Origin of the sequence: Pseudomonas sp. K5002, from assembly GCF_013386655.1 — a bacterium.
GTDB lineage: Bacteria > Pseudomonadota > Gammaproteobacteria > Pseudomonadales > Pseudomonadaceae > Aquipseudomonas.
Genome location: NZ_JACARK010000192.1, coordinates 1 through 23,704 on the forward strand (window position 1 = coordinate 1; position 23,704 = coordinate 23,704).

General features: G+C 60.3%; 19 protein-coding genes, 1 tRNA gene and 1 pseudogene. 10 read left to right on the plus strand and 11 right to left on the minus strand.

All coding sequences use genetic code 11. From position 1 onward, the window contains the following. The 3 genes from HX846_RS10765 to HX846_RS10775 form a co-directional block, all read right to left on the minus strand. Window positions 1-590 (minus strand): amino acid ABC transporter ATP-binding protein (locus tag HX846_RS10765; RefSeq protein ID WP_178965370.1); only part of this gene is annotated, 590 nt, incomplete at its 3' end. After that, window positions 587-1,255: an ectoine/hydroxyectoine ABC transporter permease subunit EhuD gene (ehuD, locus tag HX846_RS10770; RefSeq protein WP_008435412.1), complete on the minus strand. Its 669-nt coding sequence runs from the start codon at window positions 1,253-1,255 to the stop codon at window positions 587-589. The genes ehuD and HX846_RS10765, both read right to left, overlap by 4 nt. Then, window positions 1,252-2,034, minus strand: coding sequence for an ABC transporter substrate-binding protein (locus tag HX846_RS10775; RefSeq protein ID WP_178965371.1), 783 nt, complete (start codon window positions 2,032-2,034; stop codon window positions 1,252-1,254). The genes ehuD and HX846_RS10775 overlap by 4 nt, the downstream gene beginning before the upstream one ends. A gap of 215 nt (window positions 2,035-2,249) precedes the next feature. On the opposite strand from HX846_RS10775, the gene HX846_RS10780 reads away from it, so the two are divergent. The 3 genes from HX846_RS10780 to HX846_RS10790 all read left to right on the plus strand — a co-directional run bounded on the left by HX846_RS10780 (window position 2,250) and on the right by HX846_RS10790 (window position 5,607). After that, complete coding sequence (locus tag HX846_RS10780; RefSeq protein ID WP_008435411.1) at window positions 2,250-3,029, plus strand: IclR family transcriptional regulator; 780 nt, start codon at window positions 2,250-2,252, stop codon at window positions 3,027-3,029. Between the two features lie 178 nt (window positions 3,030-3,207). After that, window positions 3,208-3,282, plus strand: a tRNA-Lys gene (locus tag HX846_RS10785). Between the two features lie 51 nt (window positions 3,283-3,333). Further along, window positions 3,334-5,607 (plus strand): hypothetical protein, encoded by a 2,274-nt coding sequence (locus HX846_RS10790; protein ID WP_178965372.1) that lies wholly within the window; start codon window positions 3,334-3,336, stop codon window positions 5,605-5,607. 201 nt (window positions 5,608-5,808) lie between these two features. On the opposite strand, the gene HX846_RS10795 is transcribed toward HX846_RS10790, so the two are convergent. Beyond that, window positions 5,809-7,053 (minus strand): saccharopine dehydrogenase family protein, encoded by a 1,245-nt coding sequence (locus tag HX846_RS10795; protein ID WP_003211412.1) that lies wholly within the window; start codon window positions 7,051-7,053, stop codon window positions 5,809-5,811. A gap of 29 nt (window positions 7,054-7,082) precedes the next feature. Continuing rightward, a complete protein-coding gene (locus HX846_RS10800) occupies window positions 7,083-8,180 on the minus strand; it encodes a carboxynorspermidine decarboxylase (protein ID WP_003211413.1) in 1,098 nt (365 codons plus the stop codon). A 184-nt stretch (window positions 8,181-8,364) separates the two neighbouring features. Between HX846_RS10800 and HX846_RS10805 the strand changes: the two genes are divergently transcribed. After that, window positions 8,365-9,027 (plus strand): DUF2268 domain-containing putative Zn-dependent protease, encoded by a 663-nt coding sequence (locus tag HX846_RS10805; RefSeq protein ID WP_178965373.1) that lies wholly within the window; start codon window positions 8,365-8,367, stop codon window positions 9,025-9,027. A 221-nt stretch (window positions 9,028-9,248) separates the two neighbouring features. On the opposite strand, the gene HX846_RS10810 is transcribed toward HX846_RS10805, so the two are convergent. From HX846_RS10810 to HX846_RS10825, 4 genes are all read right to left on the minus strand, one after another. Continuing rightward, complete coding sequence (locus tag HX846_RS10810; RefSeq protein WP_178965374.1) at window positions 9,249-9,722, minus strand: GNAT family N-acetyltransferase; 474 nt, start codon at window positions 9,720-9,722, stop codon at window positions 9,249-9,251. Beyond that, window positions 9,715-10,107, minus strand: coding sequence for a GFA family protein (locus tag HX846_RS10815; protein WP_003210231.1), 393 nt, complete (start codon window positions 10,105-10,107; stop codon window positions 9,715-9,717). The genes HX846_RS10810 and HX846_RS10815 overlap by 8 nt, the downstream gene beginning before the upstream one ends. Window positions 10,108-10,182: 75 nt before the next feature. Continuing rightward, window positions 10,183-11,271, minus strand: a complete 1,089-nt coding sequence (locus tag HX846_RS10820) for a polyamine ABC transporter substrate-binding protein (protein WP_003210229.1) — start codon at window positions 11,269-11,271, stop codon at window positions 10,183-10,185. Window positions 11,272-11,300: 29 nt separating this feature from the next. Then, on the minus strand, window positions 11,301-12,602 hold the full coding sequence (locus HX846_RS10825; RefSeq protein ID WP_178965375.1) for an FAD-binding oxidoreductase: 1,302 nt from the start codon (window positions 12,600-12,602) through the stop codon (window positions 11,301-11,303). Between the two features lie 117 nt (window positions 12,603-12,719). Between HX846_RS10825 and HX846_RS10830 the strand changes: the two genes are divergently transcribed. The 5 genes and pseudogenes from HX846_RS10830 (at window position 12,720) to HX846_RS10850 (ending at window position 19,401) form a co-directional block, all read left to right on the plus strand. Beyond that, entirely contained in the window at window positions 12,720-13,610 is an 891-nt protein-coding gene (locus tag HX846_RS10830; protein WP_087692451.1) for a LysR substrate-binding domain-containing protein, read from the plus strand. Window positions 13,611-13,631: 21 nt separating this feature from the next. Further along, on the plus strand, window positions 13,632-14,477 hold the full coding sequence (locus tag HX846_RS10835; RefSeq protein ID WP_256344376.1) for a LysR family transcriptional regulator: 846 nt from the start codon (window positions 13,632-13,634) through the stop codon (window positions 14,475-14,477). Between the two features lie 387 nt (window positions 14,478-14,864). Continuing rightward, window positions 14,865-17,153 carry a 5-methyltetrahydropteroyltriglutamate--homocysteine S-methyltransferase gene (gene metE, locus HX846_RS10840; RefSeq protein ID WP_178965376.1) on the plus strand — a complete coding sequence of 763 codons (2,289 nt, stop codon included), beginning with the start codon at window positions 14,865-14,867 and terminating at the stop codon, window positions 17,151-17,153. 247 nt (window positions 17,154-17,400) lie between these two features. After that, window positions 17,401-17,784, plus strand: a pseudogene (locus HX846_RS10845) (sigma factor); the annotation flags it as partial. Window positions 17,785-18,072: 288 nt separating this feature from the next. Continuing rightward, window positions 18,073-19,401 carry an autotransporter domain-containing protein gene (locus HX846_RS10850; protein ID WP_178965377.1) on the plus strand — a complete coding sequence of 443 codons (1,329 nt, stop codon included), beginning with the start codon at window positions 18,073-18,075 and terminating at the stop codon, window positions 19,399-19,401. Between the two features lie 69 nt (window positions 19,402-19,470). Here the strand turns inward: HX846_RS10850 and oadA are convergent, their stop codons facing one another. After that, a complete protein-coding gene (oadA, locus tag HX846_RS10855) occupies window positions 19,471-21,279 on the minus strand; it encodes a sodium-extruding oxaloacetate decarboxylase subunit alpha (protein ID WP_177122423.1) in 1,809 nt (602 codons plus the stop codon). 11 nt (window positions 21,280-21,290) lie between these two features. Continuing rightward, a complete protein-coding gene (locus tag HX846_RS10860; RefSeq protein WP_003213442.1) occupies window positions 21,291-22,706 on the minus strand; it encodes an acetyl-CoA carboxylase biotin carboxylase subunit in 1,416 nt (471 codons plus the stop codon). 194 nt (window positions 22,707-22,900) lie between these two features. Here HX846_RS10860 and HX846_RS10865 point away from each other — a divergent pair. Beyond that, window positions 22,901-23,704: LysR family transcriptional regulator (locus HX846_RS10865; protein WP_178965378.1), on the plus strand; the 804-nt coding region annotated here is incomplete at its 3' end.

Below are 23,704 nucleotides of genomic sequence, written 5' to 3' on the forward strand. Positions count from 1 at the left end.
CCCATTTCGTGGGTCACCACGATCATGGTCATGCCTTCGTCGGCGAGGGTGCGCATGACCTCCAGCACATCGCCCACCAGTTCCGGGTCGAGGGCCGAAGTGGGTTCGTCGAACAGCATGGCGTCGGGTTTCATCGCCAGTGCGCGGGCGATGGCAACCCGCTGTTGCTGGCCGCCGGAGAGTTGTTCCGGGTAGGCATCGGCCTTGACCGACAGGCCGACTTTATCCAGCAGCGCCAAGGCTTCTTCCCGGGCCTGTTGCAGCGGTTCGCCCTTGACGTACACCGGGCCTTCCATCACGTTTTCCAGCACGGTGCGATGGGGGAACAGGTTGAAGCGCTGGAACACCATGCCCATGCGGCTGCGCAGGGCGTGTACGGTCTTGCTGCCACGTTGCACGGTTTCGCCGAACACGTTGATGGTGCCGCCGTCGTAGGCTTCCAGGGCGTTGATGCAGCGCAGCAGGGTGGATTTGCCCGAGCCGGACGGGCCGATCAGGCACACCACTTCGCCCTTGGCCACGTCCAGGTCGACGCCGTGCAGCACGCGATGGGTGCCGTAGTGCTTTTGCAGTTGGCGAATCTCGATCATGCTTTTTTCCTCCGGCCCAGGTGCTGTTCCATGCGGCGCAGGCCATACACCAGCGGCAGGCTCATCAGCAGGTAGAGCAGGGCGACCAGGGTGTAGACGGTCATGTTCTGGAAGGTGGACGAGGCGATCAGTTGGCCCTGGCGCGTCATCTCGGCCACGGTGATGGTCGACACCAGCGATGAGTCCTTGAGCATCATCACCAGGGTGTTGCCGTAGGGCGGCAAGGCGATGCGAAACGCCTGGGGCAGGATCACCCGGCGCATCATCAGCACCGAGCGCATGCCCAGGGCTTCGGCGGCTTCACGCTGGCCCTGTTCGACGGCGATGATGCCGGTACGGAAGTTCTCCGCCTGATACGCCGAGTAGGCGATGCCCATGCCGATCACACCCGCCTGGAATGCACTGAGGTGCACGCCCATGTCCGGCAGCACGAAGTAGATGTAGAACAGCTGCACGATGATCGGCAGGCCGCGAATCACATTGATCACGGTGCTCGCCGCCCACGACAGCGCCTTGATCGGCGACAGTTTGAGCAGCGCCAGCACCAGGCCGATCGCGCTGCTGAGCAGGAACGACAGCACGGTGATCTGGATCGTCACCCAGGCGCCTTGCAGCAGGATCGGCAGGAAGTCCTGGGCGTTTTGCAGGAATTCAGCCGGGTTCATGGCTGCACCCGGGCATCAAGCCCCCACTTCTTCAGGATCGCGTCCAGGGTGCCGTCGGCCTTGATGCTGGCGATGGCCTGGTTCAGGCGTTCGAGGGTTTCGCTGTCGCCTTTGCGCACCACCAGGCACACCTCGCCGACGTTCACCGGCTTGTAGTCGGCGGCGAGCTTCACGCCCTTGAACAGCTTCTGGCGGATCTGGTACGCCACCACCGGCTGGTCCCCCACGGCGGCCTTGATGCGGCCCAGGCTCAGGTCGCGGACCATTTCGCCGATGGAGTCGTAGGTGCGGATTTCCTTGAAGATCCCCAGCTTGTTGAGCATGTCGTAGAAGATCGTGCCGGCTTGTACACCCACTACCTGGTCCTTCAAGGAGCTGAGGTCGGTATAGGTCGCGTTGTCGTCGGCACTCACGATCAGCCCTTCACCGTAGGCGTACACCGGCGCGCTGAAGTCCACCACCTGGGCACGCTCCGGGGTCTTGAGCATGCCGGCGGCGATGAAGTCGAGCTTGCCCGAGGTGAGGGACGGGATCAGCGCGGCAAAGTTGGTCTGCTCGATTGCGCTGGTGAAACCACCGGCCTTGCCCACTGCGTTGGCGACGTCGACCATCACGCCCTGGATGCTGTTGCTCTTGATGTCGAGGAAGGTGAACGGCGAACCGCTGGCCGTTGCACCGACTTTGTACGAGGCTGCACCGGCGGCGTGCACGGTGGCCACGCAAAAGGTGGCGCAAAGACCGAAGGCGAGGCGGCGAAACAAGGGCGAAAGACTGTTCATCGGGTTACTCCAGAAGGAAAACGGATCGTCAGTACCGCGAGCGGTTACCGAGCAAACCGCAAGCTCTGTGCCATTTCGATTAAATAAAATCGTTTTACGCTACTGAAATTAAACAAAATGAACCATTCGTATCGGTATGCGATTTTTAGTGGTCGAATTTCGCGATTTCGTGTAGAAATATCGCCACGCTTGATCGACCTGACCGCGAGTTCGCCATGTCCGAAGAACGCAACAGCTTGCACAACCAATCCCTGGAAAAGGGCCTGTCGGTGCTCAAGGCATTCAGCGCCCAGCGCCGCAGCATGAGCCTTGCAGAGGTGGCCGAGGCCGCCGGCATGACCAAAAGCTCGGCCCAGCGCATGGTGTTTACCCTCGAGAGCCTGGGTTACCTTCGGAAACACTCGCGCACCCGTCATTACCAACTCACACCACGGGTGCTGGAGTTGGGCTTCAGTTATCTGGATGCGCATTCGCTGATTGAAGTGGCCAACCCGTTCCTCTCGGAATTGACCCGCCTGACGGGAGAAACCTCGTGCCTGACCGAGCCTGCGGGTTACGACATGACGTATATCGCGCGGTTTGTCAGCTCGGGCTTCGTGCCGGTACACATGCCGATTGGCTCGCGGGTGCCGATGTATTGCACGGCGTCGGGGCGCGCGTATCTGAGTGCGTTGCCGCAGGATGAGGCGCTGGCATTGATCGAGCACAGCCAGCGGGTGGCGCACACCAGCCAGACGTTGACTGAGGTCGACAGGATCATGGAGTCGTTGCAGCAGGTGCGCGAGCAGGGCTATGCGGTGAATGGCCAGGAACTGTTCCTGGGGGACATGACCATCGGCGCGCCGGTGCTGGGGGCGAACGGTCGGCCGGTGGCAGCGGTGCATGTGGTGGCGCCGACCAGTCGCTGGAGCCGGGCGGATGCAGAGAAGCAGTTGGCGCCGGCGTTGTTGCAGTGCTCAAGGGCGTTGAGCAATTCGGCGCGTAATCTTGAATAGCCCCATTCTCAAGAACACAGCAAATCCAATGTGGGAGCCCGCTCCCACATTTTGATCTTCAGTATTCTTTGAAATTTATGGGTGCCTGTAGGAAAGCAAACATCTCTGTCAGTTAAATCTTAATAAGGGTAGGGGTCCTTCACATTCTCAAGGCATTGCTCGACAATGCGCCCACTGTTCCGGAGTAGTTCAGCGGTAGAACACTCGGCTCTTAACCGGGTGGGCGCTGGTTCGAATCCAGCCTCCGGACCCATCCATTACACAGCAGTCTGGACATACTTCCAGATTACACGGAGTGACTAGCATGGATGCAGGTTATGCAGTCTTCCAGCTGTCCAGGGCACTGCTTGCGCACGATCAAACTTGTAGCCCTCTCGCCCGTTTTAATGCCCGCAGACGCATCTCGCGCTGGAAACAGGTTATTGCGCACATTCTGCAAAGCACCGCAGAGTATGGCTCTCGTACCCCGATTGCTGAGGTTCCCGCCTGGGTTACGCTGGAAGTAACTACAGGGGGGTTCGCTACCGGTAATCTGTTGGCAGGTGGCGAATTGACCGACTATGAGCGTGAACTGGCCGCCTCCCTCCCGGGGATTCGTCGAGGGTTTGAGCGGTTGGATATCAATGCCTGGCATCTCACAGATGACGGTCTTGATGCGCTGCAGCAGCTTCTGGCCAGTTGTGACTATCGAGTCGATGTGCCGGAAGAGGCAGCGTTACTGACCGTGGCTTGGTTGTCAGGCCAGCGGCGTACTGACGAGGCGCGTGCCCTCATAGAGGCCATTGTTCCTTTTTTTGACCGATTGCGTTTCTTTCCGTCGATCTCTACGCAGCTTCCGATCTCCGCGACGCAGGTACATGTAGTTGACGCGGGTGAGGTGAAGCAGTCTCTTATAACCTTGCCTGCTCAGACTCAGATCGCTGTGCAGAAACAGGCGATCACAAGACGGTTACCCCTTTATGATTCAGCCATCGCACATTTCCTCCTGACTTATCAGGCTGGCTGGCCTTGCCGTGATTACCCACCTCAGTGGCACGAGCAGGCGGCCGAACTGGAGGAAAATTATAAAAAGCTTGGCACCGACAGGTGCTCCCCTGACCGCTTGGCGGAACTGTTTTCTTTACTGGAGCAATGCTCCCGCAATGCTGAATCGCTTACAGGGCGTCAGGTAGGTCGTATACGACGAATTGTCGATGACTTCGTGCGCAAACATGGCACTCCGGACTCTGCCTCTCACTTAGCGTTCCGCGCGAACCAGCTTCGCCAGGTGGCGGGGCCAGAGCATCATCTAATTGCGCGTGTCGTGGCAAAGCGTCTGTCCAAGTATCCAGCGCAAAGTGGCATTTCGGATTTTGTCGATTTGGCCGCGCCGCTCACTGCTGCGGAGGCATCGGAATGTGCGCAGGCCGAGGGTGTCGCAATACCAACGGCGATCCTGCGCCGTATTCAACGCTGTCGGAGCGGGACGATTAGCGAACTGATCAAGCATGGGCTGATCACTTCGGGTGACACAGTCGCACGGGTACTGCCCGCGATGACCGCTCAGCTTACTAGCTCGGGGTTGCGGGATGAAGCGTTGAGGATGGTCTACGCCTCGACCTACCGGGCGTTCCGTCGGCGGCGTTCATTGTTACTGTTGAATCTTGAGCGTCAGGTTGGCCTGAGTGAGTTGCCCTGGATTGCTGCCATTGAGCGCGACCGGCAGTCAGGCATTGGTGCAGCCAGTGTCGCCAGACAATCCCTCGTTGAGTCAGCGGCATTAACGCTTCATGCCTTCCCTTACGCTATCCTTCCTAACAAGCTTCTCAAGGAGTATGGAGCACTGGCGGACACTGCGGAACTAGATCTTCCCTTCGTGGAAGAGGTCGCTGCAGATATCTTCATGGGGCAGTTTTCCAGTAAGTTCGCTGACGTTGCCAGGCGAACGGGGCCGGTGATAGCAGGGTCACTTTATATACGTTACTACGCCATTGATACCGACGAGCTGGCCGGCCTCGTCACCCGAGGGCGGCGACAAGCGCGAGTGGCGAGCGATGCGTTCGCTGCCTTGTGCGCGAGGCGTGCGGGAGCTGAGTTAGGCACTTGGCATCCGGCAACCAATGGCACCATTCTTGAGCAGCAGCAGATTTTAACCACGCAGAACCTTGCGGTATTGTTTGAATCGCTTGGGTTGAAGGTTTTGCTACGGTCTAAATTAGGCAGCATGGTGCAGGCGTGTTTTGAGTGGATATGTAGACGGCATCAGATGAAGATCGAGCATTATCATGCTCGGTTGATAATGCTCAAAAATACCGCCTATGCCTGGCGCCAGATGGTGTTCTACCTGGCGATGCTCGATGAAGATGATCGCAGAGAAGCCTTGGCGTCTATTGAGGCTTATTTCGCCATTCAGCCAGTGGCTTTTCGAGAAAGATTCCTGCCGTTGATGAGCGGCTTGCGCAAGGCTTGTGCTGGCGAAGTATTGCCTCAGCGCGCTCCAACTGAGGATGGTGCGAGAGTTTTTCTGGGATGGACAACGACGCGGCATTGGTTACTACCCCCGCAGGAAGTTACTTCAATCCGAGCTGATGAGCAGTAGTGACGCTTAAGATTCAAGTGTGGGAGCGGGCTTGCTCGCGAATGCGGTGTATCAGTCGCCAGATGCAGTGACTGGCACACCGCATTCGCGAGCAAGCCCGCTCCCACATTTTGATCTTCATTGTTCTTTGATATTTATGTGAGCCCCAACAAAAAATGCGCCCCTGAGGGCGCATTTTTTTGTTCGGTCAACTATCGCCTGTCAGGCAATCGCATCCCAGGCACGGTCACCGTTCTCGTCTTTGATCCGAGTCGGCAAGCCCATCACGTCCAGCGCCTTCAGGAACGGCTCAGCCGGCAGTTCCTCGACGTTGGCCATGTGCTTCACGTCCCACTCGCCACGGGCAACCAGCAGCGCTGCGGCTACAGGCGGTACGCCGGCGGTGTAGGAGATGCCCTGGCTGTCGGTCTCGGCGAAGGCTTCTTCGTGGCAGGCCACGTTGTAGATGAACAGCTCGCGTGGCTGGCCATCCTTGGTGCCCTTGACCAGGTCGCCGATGCAGGTTTTGCCGGTGTAGCCAGGCGCCAGCGACGACGGGTCGGGCAGCACGGCCTTGACCAGTTTCAGCGGCACGACTTCCAGGCCTTCGGCGGTGGTGACCGGTTTTTCGGAGAGCAGGCCGAGGTTTTTCAGCACGGTGAACACGTTGATGTAGTGTTCGCCGAAGCTCATCCAGAAACGCACATTGGGCACGTCGAGGTTTTTCGACAGCGAGTGCACTTCATCGTGGCCGGTCAGGTACAGGTTCTGCGAACCGACCACAGGCAGGTCGTCGGTGCGTTTGACTTCGAACATGGTGTTGCTGGTCCACTGGCTGTTCTGCCAGCTCCACACCTGTCCGGTGAATTCGCGGAAGTTGATTTCCGGGTCGAAATTGGTGGCGAAATATTTGCCATGGGAGCCGGCATTGACGTCGAGAATGTCGATCGAATCAATGCGGTCGAAATGCTTTTGTTGCGCCAGCGCTGCATAAGCGTTGACCACACCCGGGTCGAAGCCCACGCCAAGGATGGCCGTGATGTTCTTCTGTTTGCACTCTTCCAGGTGGTTCCATTCGTAGTTGCCGTACCACGGCGGGGTCTCGCAGACCTTGCCCGGCTCTTCGTGGATGGCGGTGTCGAGGTACGCCACGCCGGTGTCGATGCAGGCACGCAGTACCGACATGTTGAGGAACGCGGAACCGACGTTGATGACGATCTGCGATTCAGTCTCGCGGATCAGTGCCTTGGTCGCTTCCACGTCCAAAGCGTTCAGCGCGAAGGCCTGGATGTCGGCGGGTACCTTGAGGCTACCCTTGGCCTTGACGCTGTCGATGATGGCCTGGCATTTGGAGATGTTGCGCGACGCGATAGCAATACGACCGAGTTCGTCGTTGTGCTGCGCGCACTTGTGGGCCACCACCTTGGCGACACCTCCTGCACCAATGATAAGAACGTTCTTTTTCAATTGCTTTATCTCTCCTTTATCTGTCCGCTTTACGAAAGGCTGGACAGGTAGTCGTCGTAACCAAATTCACGAACCACTTCGACTGTACCGTCGAGTTGTTTCACTACGATGGACGGCATTTTCAGGCCGTTGAACCAGTTTTTCTTGACCATGGTGTAGCCTGCCGTGTCGATGAACGACAGTCGATCGCCGATGGCCAGCGGCTGATCAAATTGGTACTCACCGAAGATATCCCCGGCCAGGCACGACTTGCCGCACACCATGTAGGTGTGTTCGCCATTGCTCGGCGCCAGCTTGGCGTTGAGGCGATAGATCAGCAGGTCCAGCAGGTGGGCTTCGATGGAGCTGTCTACCACGGCGAGGTTCTTGCCGTTGTAGAGGGTGTCGAGCACGGTCACTTCCAGGGAGGCGCTGTTGGTGATCGCTGCTTCGCCGGGTTCCAGGTACACCTGCACGTCGTACTTCTGCGAGAACGCCTTGAGGCGCTGGCAGAAGGCGTCGATGGCATAGCCTTCACCGGTGAAGTGGATGCCGCCGCCGAGGCTGACCCAGTTGACCTTGTGCAGCAGCGCGCCGAAGCGTTCTTCGATGGTGTTGAGCATCTGGTCGAACAGGTTGAAATCACCGTTCTCGCAGTTGTTGTGGAACATGAAACCGGAGATTTGCTCGATCACACCTTCGATCTTCACCGGGTCCCACTCGCCCAGGCGGCTGAACGGGCGCGCCGGGTCGGCCAGCAGGTAGTCGGAGCTGCTCACTTGCGGGTTGACGCGCAGGCCGCGGGTCTTGCCTTCGCTGCGCTCGGCAAAGCGCTGCAGCTGGCTGATGGAGTTGAAGATGATCTTGTCGCAGTTATCGAGCATCTCTTCGATTTCATCGTCGGCCCAGGCCACGCTGTAGGCGTGGGCTTCACCTTCGAACTTCTGGCGACCCAGCTTGAGCTCGTACAGCGACGACGAGGTGGTGCCGTCCATGTATTCCTGCATCAGGTCGAACACAGACCAGGTGGCGAAGCATTTGAGGGCCAGAAGAGCCTTGGCGCCGGACTGTTCGCGCACGTAGGCGATCTTCTGCATGTTGACCAGAAGCTTCTGTTTGTCGATGAGGTAGTACGGCGTTTTGATCATTTTCAGAGCCTGCGGCGGTGCCTGCCAAAAAAGGACACGCATTGTGCCCGCACTTGGGACAGATCGAAAGGTTAGTCAGCGGAATTTGCTGGCCCGGTTATAAGCTGGCCTGTGAATATGACAGCCCGTAGGTATGATGAGCCGCTTTGATAACGGACCACGGCTTGGGCGACGAGAGGTGAGAATGGACGCATGGACGCTGCATTGGCTGGAAGCTTCGGGGAGCCTGGCGCAGTTTCGCCCGGAGTTGATCCGAGAGTTTGAGGTCGCCTACGAGGCAATCGCGCAACTGCTGCCGCCGCCGCGGCTGGACATTCTGATCCAGCGGTTGCCGGGGGAGACCCTTCCGGAACTCGGCCTGGTGGGCCGTGCTTATCGCAGCAGGATGTTCAGCATGACCCTTGATCCCGATAACCCGAATTTCCTCACCAGCCTGCAAAGCGGTGCATTGCGTCGACACGTGGTGCATGAGGTGCACCATTGCCTGCGCATGGCGGGCCCCGGTTATGGCTGGACGCTGGGGGAGGCGATGGTCAGTGAGGGCCTGGCCGGGCAGTTTGTGCGGCAGGTGCTGGGCAGTGAGCCGGAGTTGTGGGAGCGGGCGCTTGCCCCCCAGGAACTGCTGAGTGCCCCGGTAGACCGCCAGCTTCTAGACGCCACGTATTACGATCACAGTGAATGGTTCTTTGGTACCGGCGCGCGGCCAAGATGGCTGGGATACACGCTGGGCTACCAGATGGTGGAGGCCTGGCTGGCAAAACAGGGCGAGGTGGACGCCGCCACATGGGTCAATGTACCCGCCCAAGACATACTCGCCAATGCCGCCAAAGCGGGGTTGGTGGCCTGACTTTGAAACACAAGCCCACCAAACAACCCCTATCCCCTGTGGGAGCTGTCGAGCCTCAGCGAGGCTGCGAAGGCGGCGGCACAGCCGATATAATAAGCTGCCTGACACACCGCTATTGCAGCCTCGCTAAAGCTCGACAGCTCCCACATGACAAAAACGCACCCACACTGACATCAAACCGTCATCTCCCCCCCGAACGTATTCAGGCCGGTTGTCGTTGATCACCTGCATGAAGCCTCCTGATCAATTAATGATTTAGCGTGAGTTGCATGTTCGTCCTGTACCGGCTCAAACCCGCAGCGCAGATAAAAGCTTGCGCCCTCGTGGGTGTCGGTAGACAGGCGCACGACATGGAAGGATTGCGCAGCGCGTGCCAAAAGCTGGCCTACCAACGCTTTGCCCACCTGGCGTCCCCTTGATGCCTGTGCGACGTACACCCGGCGCAGCCTGCCAACCTCCGGACCGGCGTAAGGGTCATGGGACAAACCGCCAACGGCGATCAACTGCCCGTTGCTGAATACGCCCAAAAGACATTCGCCTGGCTGGTCGAATCGGTTGGCGCCGTTGTGCCACTCTGCAACGAGTCGCGTGAGAAACCTGAACCCTTCGGCGACGGCTTCTGCTTCCAATACCAGGATCTCTTCGGGCAACGCCGAGAGGGTGCGTATCGACAAACCGTCCTCTGATTCAGCCACTGCGATTCTCCAGATCCAGCCAAGCGGCCTTGGAGTCAACGCAGGAGTGCTCCTGCTTGCCAGGCAAGAGCGGCGTATCGAGTGTAGCGATTGCTATCGAGACCCAGTCTGGGTAAACACCATTGATATCGGACCAGAACATCGACGAGCCGCAGCGTGAGCAAAACTCACGAAACACACCCTCGGAAGATTCATAAGCCTTGAGCGTTTGCAGCGAAGACTCGATGTGCACCGACGATTTCGGAGCACTCGCGTATGTCGCGAAGGCGGAGCCATGACTCTTTTGGCATTTTTTGCAGTGGCAATGCGTCACAGCTTTCAGCGGTGTCGATACTCGGTAGCTGACCGCGCCGCACAGGCAGCTACCCTGGTGAAGTCCTTCCATGTTGATTCAATCCCAAGCTCAATGGAGTGACTATACCGCTCTCCCATGAGCCTTGAGCAAGTCCGGTTTTCGGTATCACGTATTGGTCTTCAACTTGGTCCACAACCGAGTGGCCAGCCGCGCAATCGCTGGCGGCAGGTCCTCCACGATAAACAGCTTGTCCATCACGCTTTTCGGCGGGTAGATCGCCAGGTCTTGCTTCACCTCAGGGGTCACCAGCTCATCCGCCGCGCTGTTGGGGTTGGCGTAGTGGATGCTGTTGCTAATGTTGGCAATCACCTTGGGCTCCAGCAGGTAATTCATATAGGCATAGCCGTTTTTCTCGTGCGGTGCACCCTTGGGCATCACCACCATGTCCAGCCACAATGTCGAGCCCTCGTCCGGGATCGAGTAGGCGATGCTGATACCGTTTTTCGCTTCCCTGGCGCTGGCGGCTGCCTGTACCACGTCGCCGTTAAAGCCGATCACTGCGCAGATATTGCCGTTCGCCAGGTCGCTGATGTACTTGGAGGCATGGAAGTACTGGATGTAGGGGCGGATTTTCAACAGCGCCTGCTCGGCCTTTTTGTAGTCGGCCGGTTCGTGGCTGTGGTGCGGCAGGCCCAGGTAGTTGAGGGTGATCGGCAGGATCTGCGTGGGGTTGTCGATAATCGCCACGCCGCAGGCGCTGAGTTTCTTGATGTTGTTTTCATCAAAGAACAGGCTCCAGGAATGGGTGACGTCGGTGGTGCCGAAGATCGCCTTGATCTTCTCGACGTTGTAGCCAATCCCCGCCGTGCCCCACATATACGGGAAGCCGTACTGGTTGCCCGGGTCGTTGGTCTCCAGCTTTTTCATCAGCAACGGGTCGAGGTTTTTCCAGTTGGGCAGTTGGCTTCGGTCGAGCTTCTGGATCGCCCCGGCCTTGATCAGCCGCGAGAGGAAGTGGTTGGACGGGCTCACCACGTCATAACCGGTATTGCCGGTCATCAGCTTGGATTCCAGCACTTCATTGCTGTCGTGAATGTCGTAGGTCGCCTTGATCCCGGTCGCTTTGGTAAAACTGGTCAAGGTGTCATCGGCGATGTAGCCGTTCCAGTTGGAAATGTTCACTTCTTCGGCGGCGTACACAGCCGCCGGGAGCGCGCTGAGGATGACCGCCAGGGACAGACTGTTGATGTGCATGTGAATCACCTTTATCGAGGTTTCTTGTTCTAGATTTCTGTCCGTGCTCGAACCGTTTCCACGCCCATACGCAGCATGGCACCGATGTCGAACAACGGCCGGGGTGGCAGCCAGCCGGGCTGTGCCCTGTGCATCACAGAGTGCAGGAGCGAGGAAGTCTGGCCCGACGCCCACTCGGCCAGCAGTCGACCCCACAGCGTGCCGCGGGCCACGCCTGAACCGTTGCAGCCCGCGACGGCATACAGGTTGCTTTCGACCCGCGCGAAATACGGTTGACCGCTGCGGGAGGCGCTCAAGTGGCCGGTCCAGGTGTAGTGGATGTCTTGTTCGGTCAGCCACGGGAAGCGTCGCTGCAGGCCCTTTACATGGTGTTGGCGCCGGTGCAACAGGTCGCCTTTGGACAAGTCCCGGGTGCGGTACTCCGCTGTGTTGCGGATCATCACCCGATGGTCCGGTGTCAGGCGCACCGTGGCACCCAGTGGCCGCGTGGACAGCACGCCCCACGGTTCCACTGCGCCGATCCGGCGGTATTCCTCATCGTTGAGAGGGCGGGTGAGGCTGGCGCTGAGTTCCATCGGGAACGTCGCACTGGCCTCAAGGCCCACCCGTGGAATAAAGGCGTTGAGGCACACCAGCACCTGGCCGGCTTCAATGCAGGCGTCCAGGCCGTTGGCGCGAATGCCGCCATTGGCCATGCGCTCAAGGCCGGTGATGTCGGTGTTCTCATAAAGCGTCACGTTGTCCGGCAGCGCTTCGAGCAAACCCTTCACATACTTCGCCGGTTGCAGCAAGGCGTTGCCGTGGCCGCACCAGATGGCGGCCTGGTAATGCTCGGTGCCGAGTGTCTGCGCGAGTGCGGCACCTTGCAGGAACTGCGCTGAAGCACCCGCGGCACGCAAGGTCGCCAACTTGGCATCCACATGCGCAAGCTTGTCGCGATCGTGCACGGCGAAGTAGTAGCCGCTGTCCCGAAAGTCGCAGTCGATGGCATGGCGGGCGATGCGCTCGCGCACTTCATCGCTGGCTGCGCGGGAGATCGCGGTGTCCACCTCAAAGTCAGCGAAGCCTGCGTTGCCCATCAGTTCACTTGCAGCGGGATGCTCATGGGCCACCACAAAACCGGAATTACGCGCTGAGGCACCTTGGGCGGCGCGCTGGCGGTCGACGATCACGATGCGCGCCTCGGGGTGCATCTCGGCCAGGTTGTGCGCCGCACACAAACCGGTGATGCCGGCGCCGATCACCAGCCAGTCGGCTTTTTGTAGGCCGGTGAGTCGGTCCCGGGCGGGGAGGCTTTCAGTCTGGGCAATCCAGCCACATGTGTTTTCCATGAAGATCCTCGGCTGTATGCGTTGCTGGCATAAATAAGTTCGGGCTGCAGCTGGAATCTATAGGGCCTGCGGTGATAAAACCAACGTTATAAAATCATCCAGCCATTCGGAAAACGCATGGATAACATCCGTCACGTGCCTTCGCTGCAGGGCCTTCAGGCGTTGGTTGAAGTCAGCGACTGCGCGAGCTTCACCGTGGCTGCGCAGAAGCTGTGCCTGACCCAAAGCGCGGTGAGCCGCAAAATCCAGCAACTGGAAAGCCATTTCGGCGTGCCGATGTTCACCCGGACCAGCCGCAGCCTGCGCCTGACCTCCGAAGGTGAGCAGGTGCTGGCCAGTGCCCGGAGCATCCTGGCGCAACTGAAGGGGCTGGAGGATCGGCTCTCGCCTCGTAAACGTCCGTTTCGCATCCGCCTGCATGTGTCGCTGGCGGTGCGCTGGCTGCTGCCCAAGCTCAGCGATTTCTATCGCAACCATCCCGATATTTCCCTGGCAATCGAGACCGTCGCCACCGAGGTGGTCGAGCCGGCGAGTGACAGCGATGCCTACATCCTTTACCTGCCCAAGCCCGACAACGATCCTGCGCGGCTGACCTTGTTCCACGAATCATTGGTGCCGGTCTGCGCGCCGGGTTTGGGGCCACTGGCTTCCGTGGAACAGCTCGAACACTTTGCGCTGCTGCATCGTTCAGCCGACAAGCAGGACTGGATGACCTGGCTGGCGGCCAATGGCGCGCGGTCGCTGGAAGACTACCGGCATATCCCGTTCAACCTTGACGAATTGGCGCTGGATGCCGCCGCGCGCGGGCTTGGGGTGGCGATGACGGATCTGACGCTGGCGGCCGAGTCGATCGAACGGGGTGTGTTGGTGGTGCCGTTTGGTCAGCCGCTGGTGACCGGCGGGGTGTATGCATTGTGCTTGCAGTCATCGGCGGCGTCACACCCGGGCTGCGTGCTGATCATGCAGTGGTTTGGTCAGCAGGCGCGGCATGCTAACGTCACGTCTTGACTCTCTATCGCCAGCCCATCCATGAAAATGCCCGATATCGACGCCATCCAGGCGTTCGTCCTGGTCGCCGAACTCAAGAGCTTTACCCGCGCTGCCGATGCCATCGGCGGCACCCAGGCGGCTATCAGCCTGAAGATAAAACGCCTCGAAGAAAGCCTTGGCCGCAAGCTGCTGGAACGCACGCCGCGACGGGTCACGCTGTCGGCCCATGGCCAGATGTTTTTGGCCAGTGCCCGCCGCTTGCTGGACAACTACCAGGAAGCGATGAACTGTTTTGGCCCGCAGAAACGCACCTTGCGCGTGGGCGTCAGCCACCACATTGTCGGCGCCGATCTCAGCCTGTGGCTGCGGCGTTTGGCGACCACCGACCCGGACGTGATCGTGGCGTTCAGCCTCGGCACCTCGCGGGATATGTTGATGAACTACGAGCAGGGCAAGCTGGATGTGGCGATGATCCTGCGGCACGACAACCGTCGCCAGGACGGCGAAGTGGTGGGCATCGAACGCTTTGGCTGGATGGCTTCCCACGACTTCGAATTGCGCCAGGGCGGGGCGTTGCCCCTGGCGATCCAGCCGGAACCCTGCGGCATGCGCAGCATGGTGATGGCGGCGCTGGCCGAGCAGAACCGTGCCTGGGAAGAGGCGTTCGTGGGCAGCGGGATCCTGGCGATCGGCGCTGCTGTGGTGGCGGGGATTGGCATCGGTGCGATGGTGGGGCGGATGGCGCCCGGTGGCTGCGTCGACGTGGAGCAGCGTTTCGACCTGCCGCCGCTGCCCAGTCGCGAAGTGGTGCTGTATACGGCGCAGCGGGACTCTCAGGCGCAAGCGTTGATCCGCACGTTGAGCGCCGATATTCCCGCCGATTGAACTAGAAAATCAGACGCCCGGCCCAGGCCATCAGCAGCGCCAGGCTGCCGATGCCGAGGAGTGTGAGCCCAAGGGCTACGAAGTGAACGAGGAGGGTGGTCAGTGGCTGCTGCTGTTCCATGTGGGGGCTTCCTTGGGGCTTGGGAAGCAAAAGTATGCTGAGCGGCCGGGCACCGAAACAGACGCCGCCAGCTATTTCAGTGATAAGCAAAACCAAGGCCCACCCACTCCCGCGCGCATGGGCGTGAGCGCCGCGCGATCACTCAAGCCTGGGCGGTGCATTTCATCATGAGTGGAACTTGTGATCATCTCAAATAAAATGAGTTTGTCTCACTATCACTCGATCCCGACAATGGCTCCCATACAAACACATTGGAGCTTTACGTCATGGCTGTTGCCCATTCCCTTGGATTCCCGCGCATTGGTCGCGATCGTGAACTGAAAAAAGCGCAGGAAGCGTTTTGGAAGGGCGAGCTCGACGAAGCCGGCTTGCGCGCCGTAGGTCGTGAACTGCGCAAGACGCACTGGGACCTGCAAAAGAAGGCCGGCATCGAACTGTTGCCCGCCGGCGACTTCGCCTGGTACGACCAGGTACTGACTCACTCGCTGATGTTCGGTGTGATCCCCGAGCGTTTCCGCCCGGCCGACGGCAAAGCCACCCTGCACACCCTGTTCGGCATGGCCCGTGGCGTCAGTGACAACTGCTGCGGCGGTGCCCACGCCCAGGAAATGACCAAGTGGTTCGACACCAACTATCACTACCTGGTCCCTGAATTCAGCGCCGACCAGCAATTCCAGCTGGGTTGGGAGCAACTGTTCGAAGAGGTCAAGGAAGCCCGCGACCTCGGCCACACCGTCAAGCCGGTGGTCATCGGCCCGCTGACCTACCTGTGGCTGGGCAAGGCCAAGGGTGGTGATTTCGACAAACTCGACCTGCTGGACCGCCTTCTGCCGCTGTACGGGCAGATCTTCCAGCGCCTGGCGGACCTGGGCGTGGAGTGGGTGCAGATCGACGAGCCGATCCTGGTGCTGGACCTGCCGCAGGATTGGAAAAACGCCTTCGAGCGTGCCTATAACCTGATCCAGCGCGACCCGCTGAAGAAGCTGGTGGCCACCTATTTTGGCGGCCTGGAAGAGAACCTCGGCCTGGCAGCCAACCTGCCGGTGGACGGCCTGCACATCGACCTGGTGCGTGCACCGGATCAGTACCCGACCATCCTCGATCGCCTGCCGGCTTATAAGGTGCTGTCCCTGGGCGTGGTCAACGGCCGTAACGTTTGGCGCTGCGACCTGGAAAAAGCCCTGGCCACCTTGCAGCATGCTCATGAGCGCCTGGGGGATCGCCTGTGGGTGGCGCCATCCTGCTCGTTGCTGCACAGCCCGGTAGACCTGTGCCGTGAAGACAAGCTGGATGCCGAGCTGAAAAGCTGGCTGGCGTTTGCCGTGCAGAAGTGCGAAGAAGTGGCGGTGCTGGCCCAGGCCGTGAACCAGCCTGAAGCGCCGAACGTGATCGCTGCCCTGGCCGAAAGCCGTGCCGTGCAGGCGGCCCGTGCCGCTTCGCCGCGTATCCACAAGCCGGCGGTGCAAGCCCGTGTGGCGGCGATCACCGCCAAGGACAGCCAGCGTGACTCGCTGTTTGCCCAACGTATCGAGAAACAGCGTGCCGGCCTGAACCTGCCGCTGTTTCCGACCACCACCATCGGTTCGTTCCCGCAAACTGCTTCGATCCGCCTGGCTCGCCAGTCCTACAAGGCCGGCAAGTTGAGCGAAGCCGAATACGTCGAAGCCATGCACAGCGAGATCCGCCACGCTGTCGAAGTGCAGGAAAACCTTGGCCTGGACGTATTGGTGCACGGTGAGGCCGAACGTAACGACATGGTCGAATATTTCGCCGAACAGTTGGACGGTTATGTATTTACCCGCTTCGGCTGGGTGCAGAGCTACGGTTCCCGTTGTGTGAAACCGGCGGTGATTTTCGGTGACCTGAGTCGTCCGAAAGCCATGACCGTGGAGTGGATTCGCTACGCCCAGGGCCTTACCAACAAGGTGATGAAGGGCATGCTGACCGGCCCGGTGACCATGCTGATGTGGTCGTTCCCCCGTGAAGACGTGAGCCGCGAAGAACAGGCGCGGCAACTCGCCCTGGCGATTCGTGACGAAGTGGTGGACCTGGAAGCCGCCGGGATCAAGATCGTGCAGATCGACGAAGCCGCGTTCCGCGAAGGCTTGCCGTTGCGCCGGGCGCAGTGGAAGGAATACCTGGACTGGGCCACCGAAGTCTTCCGCCTGTGCGCCTCCGGTGTGCGCGACGAAACCCAGATCCACACCCACATGTGCTACAGCGAATTCAACGATGTGATCGAGTCTATCGCGGCCATGGATGCCGACGTGATCACCATCGAAACCTCGCGCTCGGACATGGAGCTGCTGGACGCGTTCGAAGCCTTCGCCTACCCGAACGACATTGGCCCAGGTGTGTATGACATCCACTCGCCACGGGTGCCGGATGCCTCGGAAATGGCCAACCTGCTGCGCAAGGCAGCCAAACGCATCCCGGCCGAACGCCTGTGGGTCAACCCGGATTGCGGCCTGAAAACCCGTGGCTGGCCGGAGACTGAAGCGGCGCTGATTCACATGGTGACAGCGGCGCGTCAACTGCGGGCCGAACTGGCCTGATCCAACACCCGGAATCACACGCCGGGTGAAGTTCAAAAATGTGGGAGCGGGCTTGCTCGCGAATACGGAGTATCAGCCGCTGGAGATGTCGACTGACCCACCGCATTCGCGAGCAAGCCCGCTCCCACATTGGGTCACCGGCGTTATCAAAATCATGAAATTGCCAGCATTACCCCGCGCAGACTAGAATGCGATCAATTCTTAATTACGCCTGGGCCCCACCGCCCGGCGCGCCCCGGTGATCGGCATGTCGTCTCCCCTCAATCTGCATATCCAGGACCTGTACTGCGAACACCATGGATGGTTGCACCGTTGGCTGGACCGCAAGCTGGGCAACGCCAGCGATGCCGCCGACCTGGCCCATGACACGTTCATGCGCCTGCTCACCCGGCAAACCAGCACCCACCTGGGCGCCGAACCACGGGCGTTGCTCACGCATATCGCCAAGGGCCTGATGATCGACAGCTGGCGCCGCCAGGAAGTGGAACGCGCCTACCTGGAAACCATCGCCCACCTGCCCGAACAGCATGTACCTTCGCCGGAAACCCGCTGGCTGATCCTCGAAGCGCTGTACCGCATTGAGGCGATGCTGCGGGATCTGCCGGAAAAAACCCGCCAGGCCTTCCTGATGGGCGGCACCGCGTTCAACGTCGAAGGCAGCGCCCTGGACCGCGACAGCCTGTTGCTGGAAGCCGGGCTGGATGTAGGCCTGTCGGCACGCCATACCCTCGGCGTGGGCTACAGCGGCGAAATAGGCAGTAACAGCCGCAATCACGGGCTGATCGGGCAATGGCAGATGAGTTTTTAATCGCGGCCCACTAGAGACATCTCTGGCAGGCAAAGGGTGGATGGCCTGACATTTATCCGCCCTTTACCCCGCTAGATTTCCCGACCTCATACATCAAGAGGTCGGACCTGCATGCCACTCCTTCAGAAACAACTCGCACTCGCCATCACCTTCGCGCTGGGTGCCACCAACGCTCAATTCGTCCAGGCGCGAGGGGACATCGATCCAGACAGCGAGTGGTTCATCCCGGCGCCAGAGGTCGGCCAGCAAGGCCACCAGCGCCCCAAGCCACCCAAGCCCACTCCCGACTTTTACTTCAACGACCACGCCACCACCCGTAACGGCCAGCAGGTTGCCCGCGTACTGGACTCTGCCGTGGATACCCTCATCAAGTCGGGCGAACTCAATGAGTGGCAAGAGTACGAACTGGACAATATCGCCCGGGAGCTTGGCAGGCTGGCGCCGGGCCGTGTGGGTGCAGTTCTGGAGCAACTGGCAGGCAGCCAGAACGCCAACCTTGGCGCCGCCACTCAAGACAGCATGAAACAGCTCAACAGCAGCCTGCTTTCAGTCATGCGCCGGACAGGCGACGAACGCAACCTTACGGATGCCGAAGGCAATGGCCACGTATGGTTCCAGGCCCTGGGCAACGCTGGCAAGCTTGAAGGACAGCACGGTAGCGTGGGCCTGCAGCAACACACCCAAGGCCTGATGCTGGGCGGCGACTGGGCAGTGGACGATGCCTGGCGGGTGGGTGTGATGGGCGCCAAGTCCGCCAGCGACCTGAACGCCAAACGCTTCAAGGGCGAATTGGACAGCTGGCACCTCGGCGGTTACGCCGTGCGTCAGGACGGCCCCCTTGCATTGCGCCTGGGGGCGATCTACAGCAGCCATGCCGGCCAAACCCAACGCACCGTAGACTTTGATTTCGTTGAGCGCCGCGAGCAGTCCAAAGGCAAATACAACGCCCAAAGCCAGAACGCTTTCGCCGAGCTGGGCTATCAACTGGACAAGGGCAGTTTCAGCATCGAACCCTATGCGGGGATCGGCTACCAGCGCTATCACCGCGACCGCTACAAGGAAAAAGGCGGCTTTACAGCGCTGAATGTCGGCGCCCAGACCCAGGAAAACCTCAGCAGCACCTTCGGCTTGCGCCTGGCCAGTGCCTTTACGCTGGACAACCAGATGGCCCTCAAGCCGCACCTGAGCACAGGCTGGAAGCACCTCTACGGTGACGTGAGCAGCACCGTGCGCCAGTCCTCCGCGTGGGTAAAACGGCCGGGCTTCAACAGTGACTTCACCATCGAAGGCACCTCCCTGGACCGCGACAGCCTGGCGCTGCACACCGGGGTGGACCTGGCGCTGTCGACCCGGCACACCGTGGGCCTGGCCTATACCGCCGAGGTCGGCACCCACAGCCGTAACCAGGGTTTGCTGGGCCAGTGGACCCTGGCGTTCTGATTATTGCGGGCAAAAAAAAGGGGGCACATGCCCCCCCGAGGTTTAAGCGGTAGTTTCGAAGGCTGTTGATCAGCCTTCGATTTCAATCAGGATTTCACCCGGGTTGACCCGGTCGCCCTTGGCCACGTGTACGGCGGTGACCTTGCCGGCGATCGACGCCTGTACTTCGGTCTCCATCTTCATCGCTTCAGTGATCAACACAGCCTGGCCGGCCTTCACCACGTCGCCTTCCTTGACCAGCACGTCGACGATGTTGCCCGGCATCGCCGTGCTGACATGGCCTGGCGCGGTGGCGTGCTTGCGCTTGCTGCCGCCGCTGCTGACAAACTCGTTGAGCGGCTCGAACACCACTTCTTCCGGCATGCCGTCGATGGACAGGTAGAAGTGGCGCTTGCCTTCGGCCTTGACGCCCACCCCGGTGATGTCCACGCGATAGCTTTCGCCGTGCACGTCGATCACGAACTCGGTCGGCACACCTTCACCACCGGCACGGGCCACGCCGCCGGCTTCAGGAATCGGCAACAGCACTTCAGGGCTCAAGGTGCCAGCGTCGCGCTCTTCAAGGAATTTGCGCCCGATGTCCGGGAACATCGCGTAGGTCAGTACGTCTTCTTCGGACTTGGCCAACGCGCCGATTTCGCCGCGCAACTTGGTCATTTCCGGCTTCAGCAGGTCTGCCGGACGGACATCGATCACCTCTTCGCTGCCGATGGCCTGGCGCCGCAGTTTTTCATTCACGGTGCCCGGCGCCTTGCCGTAGCCGCCTTGCAGGTACAGCTTCACTTCGTTGGTGATGGTCTTGTAGCGCTCGCCGGCCAGCACGTTGAAGAACGCCTGGGTACCGACGATCTGCGAAGTCGGGGTGACCAGCGGCGGGAAGCCAAGGTCTTCACGAACCCGCGGGATTTCGGCCAGCACTTCGCTCATGCGGTTCAGCGCGCCCTGCTCTTTCAGCTGGTTGGCCAGGTTGGAAATCATCCCGCCCGGTACCTGGTTGACTTGCACGCGGGTGTCGACAGCGGTGAATTCGCTTTCGAACTGGTGGTACTTCTTGCGCACAGCGTAGAAGTACAAACCGATTTCCTGCAGCAGTTCCAGGCTGAGGCCGGTGTCGAATTCGCTGCCTTTGAGGGCCGCGACCATCGACTCGGTACCCGGGTGGCTGGTGCCCCAGGCGAAGCTGGAAATGGCGGTGTCGATATGGTCGGCACCGTTTTCGATGGCCTTGAGCTGGCACATCGAAGCCAGGCCCGCAGTGTCGTGGGAGTGGATGAAGATCGGCAGGCTCTGCTCGGCCTTCAGCGCCTTGACCAGCTCGCCGGTGGCGTATGGCGTCAGCAGGCCGGCCATGTCCTTGATCGCCACCGAGTCGCAACCCATGGCTTCCATTTGCTTGGCCTGGGCCACGAACGCCTCGATGGTGTGCACCGGGCTGGTGGTGTAGGCGATGGTGCCCTGGGCATGTTTGCCGGCGGCTTTTACCGCTTCGATGGCCACTCGCAGGTTACGCACGTCGTTCATCGCGTCGAAGATGCGGAACACGTCGATACCGTTGACAGCGGCCTTGGCGACGAAGGCTTTGACCACATCGTCGCTGTAGTGGCGGTAGCCCAACAGGTTCTGGCCACGCAGCAGCATTTGCAGGCGCGTGTTGGGCAACGCCGCGCGCAGTTTGCGCAGGCGCTCCCACGGGTCTTCTTTCAGGAAGCGTACGCAGGCGTCGAAGGTCGCGCCGCCCCAGACTTCCAGGGACCAGTAGCCGACTTTGTCGAGCTTGTCGCAGATCGGCAGCATGTCGTCGGTGCGCATGCGGGTCGCCAGCAACGATTGGTGGGCGTCGCGCAGGATGGTGTCGGTTACGAAGATCTTCTTGCTCATTCTTATATTCCTCACAGGCCTGCGTGGGCGGCGATGGCGGCGGCGATGGCCAGGGCCAGCTCTTCGGGTTTGCGCTTGATCGAGTAGTTGGTCAGCTCAGGGTGGCTTTCCACAAAACTGGTGTTGAACTGGCCGCTGCGGAATTCCGGGTTGCGCAGGATTTCCTGGTAATAGGCGGCGGTGGTCTTCACGCCTTGCAGGCGCATGTCGTCCAGGGCGCGCAGGCCGCGGTCCATGGCTTCTTCCCAGGTCAACGCCCACACCACCAGCTTCAGGCACATCGAGTCGTAGAACGGTGGGATGGTGTAGCCGGTGTAGATCGCCGTGTCGGTACGCACGCCGGGACCGCCGGGTGCGTAGTAACGGGTGATCTTGCCGAAGCTGGGCAGGAAGTTGTTCTTCGGGTCTTCGGCGTTGATGCGGAACTGCAACGCAAAACCCCGGTGCTGAATGTCTTCCTGCTTGACCGACAGCGGCAGGCCCGACGCAATGCGGATCTGCTCACGCACAATGTCGATGCCGGTGATTTCTTCGGTAATGGTGTGTTCCACCTGCACCCGGGTGTTCATCTCCATGAAGTACACCTCGCCCTCGGCGAGCAGGAACTCCACGGTGCCGGCGTTCTCGTAGCCCACGGCCTTGGCCGCGCGCACCGACAGGTCGCCGATGTAGGCGCGCTGTTCAGGGGTCAGCTGGGGGCTAGGGGCGATCTCGATCAGCTTCTGGTTACGGCGCTGGATCGAGCAATCGCGCTCGAACAGGTGCACCACATTGCCGAAGCTGTCACCGAGGATCTGCGCCTCGATGTGCTTGGGATTGACGATGCATTTTTCCAGGAACACTTCCGCCGAACCGAAGGCCTTGGTGGCTTCGGAAATTACCCGGGGGAAGGCTTGTTCGAGTTCTTCACGGCTGTTGCAGCGACGGATACCGCGACCGCCACCACCGGAGGTGGCCTTGAGCATCACCGGGTAACCAATGCGGTCGCCTTCGGTGAGGGCTTCAGCGATGTCGGCAACGTTGCCTTCGGTGCCCGGGGTCACCGGTACGCCGGCCTTGATCATGCTGCGGCGGGCTTCGGTCTTGTCGCCCATGCGGCGAATCACTTCTGCGGACGGGCCGATGAACTTGATCCCACGTTCGGCGCAAATGTCTGCCAGCTCGGCGTTTTCCGAGAGGAAGCCGTAGCCGGGGTGCAGCGCGTCGCAACCGGTTTCCACCGCCAGGTTCACCAGCTTGCGCGGGTTCAGGTAACCGGCCAATGGCTCGGCACCGATGCTGTGGGCTTCATCTGCACGCTTTACATGCAGGGCATGGCGATCGGCATCGGAATAGACCGCGACCGAACGAATGCCCATCTCGGCGCAGGCACGCACGATACGTACGGCAATCTCACCACGGTTGGCGATCAGGATCTTTTTTATCACTTGGAAATTCCCTTGAGCCGATTGCTACCTACTTCGACCCTGGAAGCGGGTCGGCGCGTGACCAAATGTTTCATGGCAGTCGCGTGACACACACTATGCCCCTGCAGGGATTAACAAAAATCAATAATTATTGGGTTGTGTATAAGCAAAGACTTATAGTCGTCGCATCAAGGGTCGGCAGGAGTGTTTGAACAATGCGTAAGTCATTGATGCGTATGACATTGCGTCAATTGCAGATTTTCAATGAAGTCTGTGATTTGCGTTCCTACAGCCGCGCAGCCGAGGAAATGTCCCTCACGCAACCGGCCGTTAGCCTACAAATCAAGCAGCTGGAGGAGCTGCTGGGCCAGCCATTGTTCGATTACGTCGGCAAAAAGCTCTATATGACTGAAGCTGCTGAAGCCTTGCAACGGGCCAGCCGGGACATTTTCGGCCGCCTGGAAAACCTCGATATGCAGCTCTCCGACATGCAGGGCTCGTTGCAGGGCCAGCTGAAACTGGCGGTGGAATCCAGCGCCAAGTACTTCGTGCCGCACCTGTTTGCCGCCTTCAAGCGCCAGCATCCGGAGGTCAACCTGCACCTGACGGTGGTCAACCGCGCCCAGGTGATTCGCCGGCTTTCAGACAACCGCGACGACCTGGTGATCATGTCGATGGTGCCCCAGGACATGGGCCTGGAATTCCTGCCGTTCCTGAACAACCCGATTGTCGCGGTGGCACCCCACGATCATCCGCTGAGCCATCAAGGGCCGTTGCGCCTGCAGGACCTTGAGCCTTACACGCTGCTGTTGCGCGAGCCGGGGTCCGGCACGCGGATGGCGTGCGAGGAGTATTTCAAGGAGAAGCGCGTGCACTTCACCCAGACGGTGGAAGTGTCTTCGGCCGAGGCGCAGCGCGAGTGCGTGACCGCCGGGTTGGGCGTGGCGCTGCTGACGCGCCACGCGGTCAACCTGGAACTGGCCACCGGCGGGCTCAGGGAGCTGCCGGTGGAAGAACTG

Excerpts from the sequence above, each read along its gene's own strand:
- ehuD (WP_008435412.1), bottom strand. The coding sequence starts at position 1,255 with ATGAACCCGGCTGAATTCCTGCAAAACGCCCAGGACTTCCTGCCGATC.
- HX846_RS10815 (WP_003210231.1), bottom strand. The coding sequence starts at position 10,107 with ATGGAAGGACTTCACCAGGGTAGCTGCCTGTGCGGCGCGGTCAGCTAC.
- HX846_RS10800 (WP_003211413.1), bottom strand. The coding sequence starts at position 8,180 with ATGATCAAAACGCCGTACTACCTCATCGACAAACAGAAGCTTCTGGTC.
- HX846_RS10820 (WP_003210229.1), bottom strand. The coding sequence starts at position 11,271 with ATGCACATCAACAGTCTGTCCCTGGCGGTCATCCTCAGCGCGCTCCCG.
- HX846_RS10850 (WP_178965377.1), top strand. The coding sequence starts at position 18,073 with ATGCCACTCCTTCAGAAACAACTCGCACTCGCCATCACCTTCGCGCTG.
- oadA (WP_177122423.1), bottom strand. The coding sequence starts at position 21,279 with ATGAGCAAGAAGATCTTCGTAACCGACACCATCCTGCGCGACGCCCAC.
- HX846_RS10780 (WP_008435411.1), top strand. The coding sequence starts at position 2,250 with ATGTCCGAAGAACGCAACAGCTTGCACAACCAATCCCTGGAAAAGGGC.
- HX846_RS10830 (WP_087692451.1), top strand. The coding sequence starts at position 12,720 with ATGGATAACATCCGTCACGTGCCTTCGCTGCAGGGCCTTCAGGCGTTG.
- HX846_RS10790 (WP_178965372.1), top strand. The coding sequence starts at position 3,334 with ATGGATGCAGGTTATGCAGTCTTCCAGCTGTCCAGGGCACTGCTTGCG.
- HX846_RS10775 (WP_178965371.1), bottom strand. The coding sequence starts at position 2,034 with ATGAACAGTCTTTCGCCCTTGTTTCGCCGCCTCGCCTTCGGTCTTTGC.
- metE (WP_178965376.1), top strand. The coding sequence starts at position 14,865 with ATGGCTGTTGCCCATTCCCTTGGATTCCCGCGCATTGGTCGCGATCGT.
- HX846_RS10825 (WP_178965375.1), bottom strand. The coding sequence starts at position 12,602 with ATGGAAAACACATGTGGCTGGATTGCCCAGACTGAAAGCCTCCCCGCC.
- HX846_RS10835 (WP_256344376.1), top strand. The coding sequence starts at position 13,632 with ATGAAAATGCCCGATATCGACGCCATCCAGGCGTTCGTCCTGGTCGCC.
- HX846_RS10805 (WP_178965373.1), top strand. The coding sequence starts at position 8,365 with ATGGACGCATGGACGCTGCATTGGCTGGAAGCTTCGGGGAGCCTGGCG.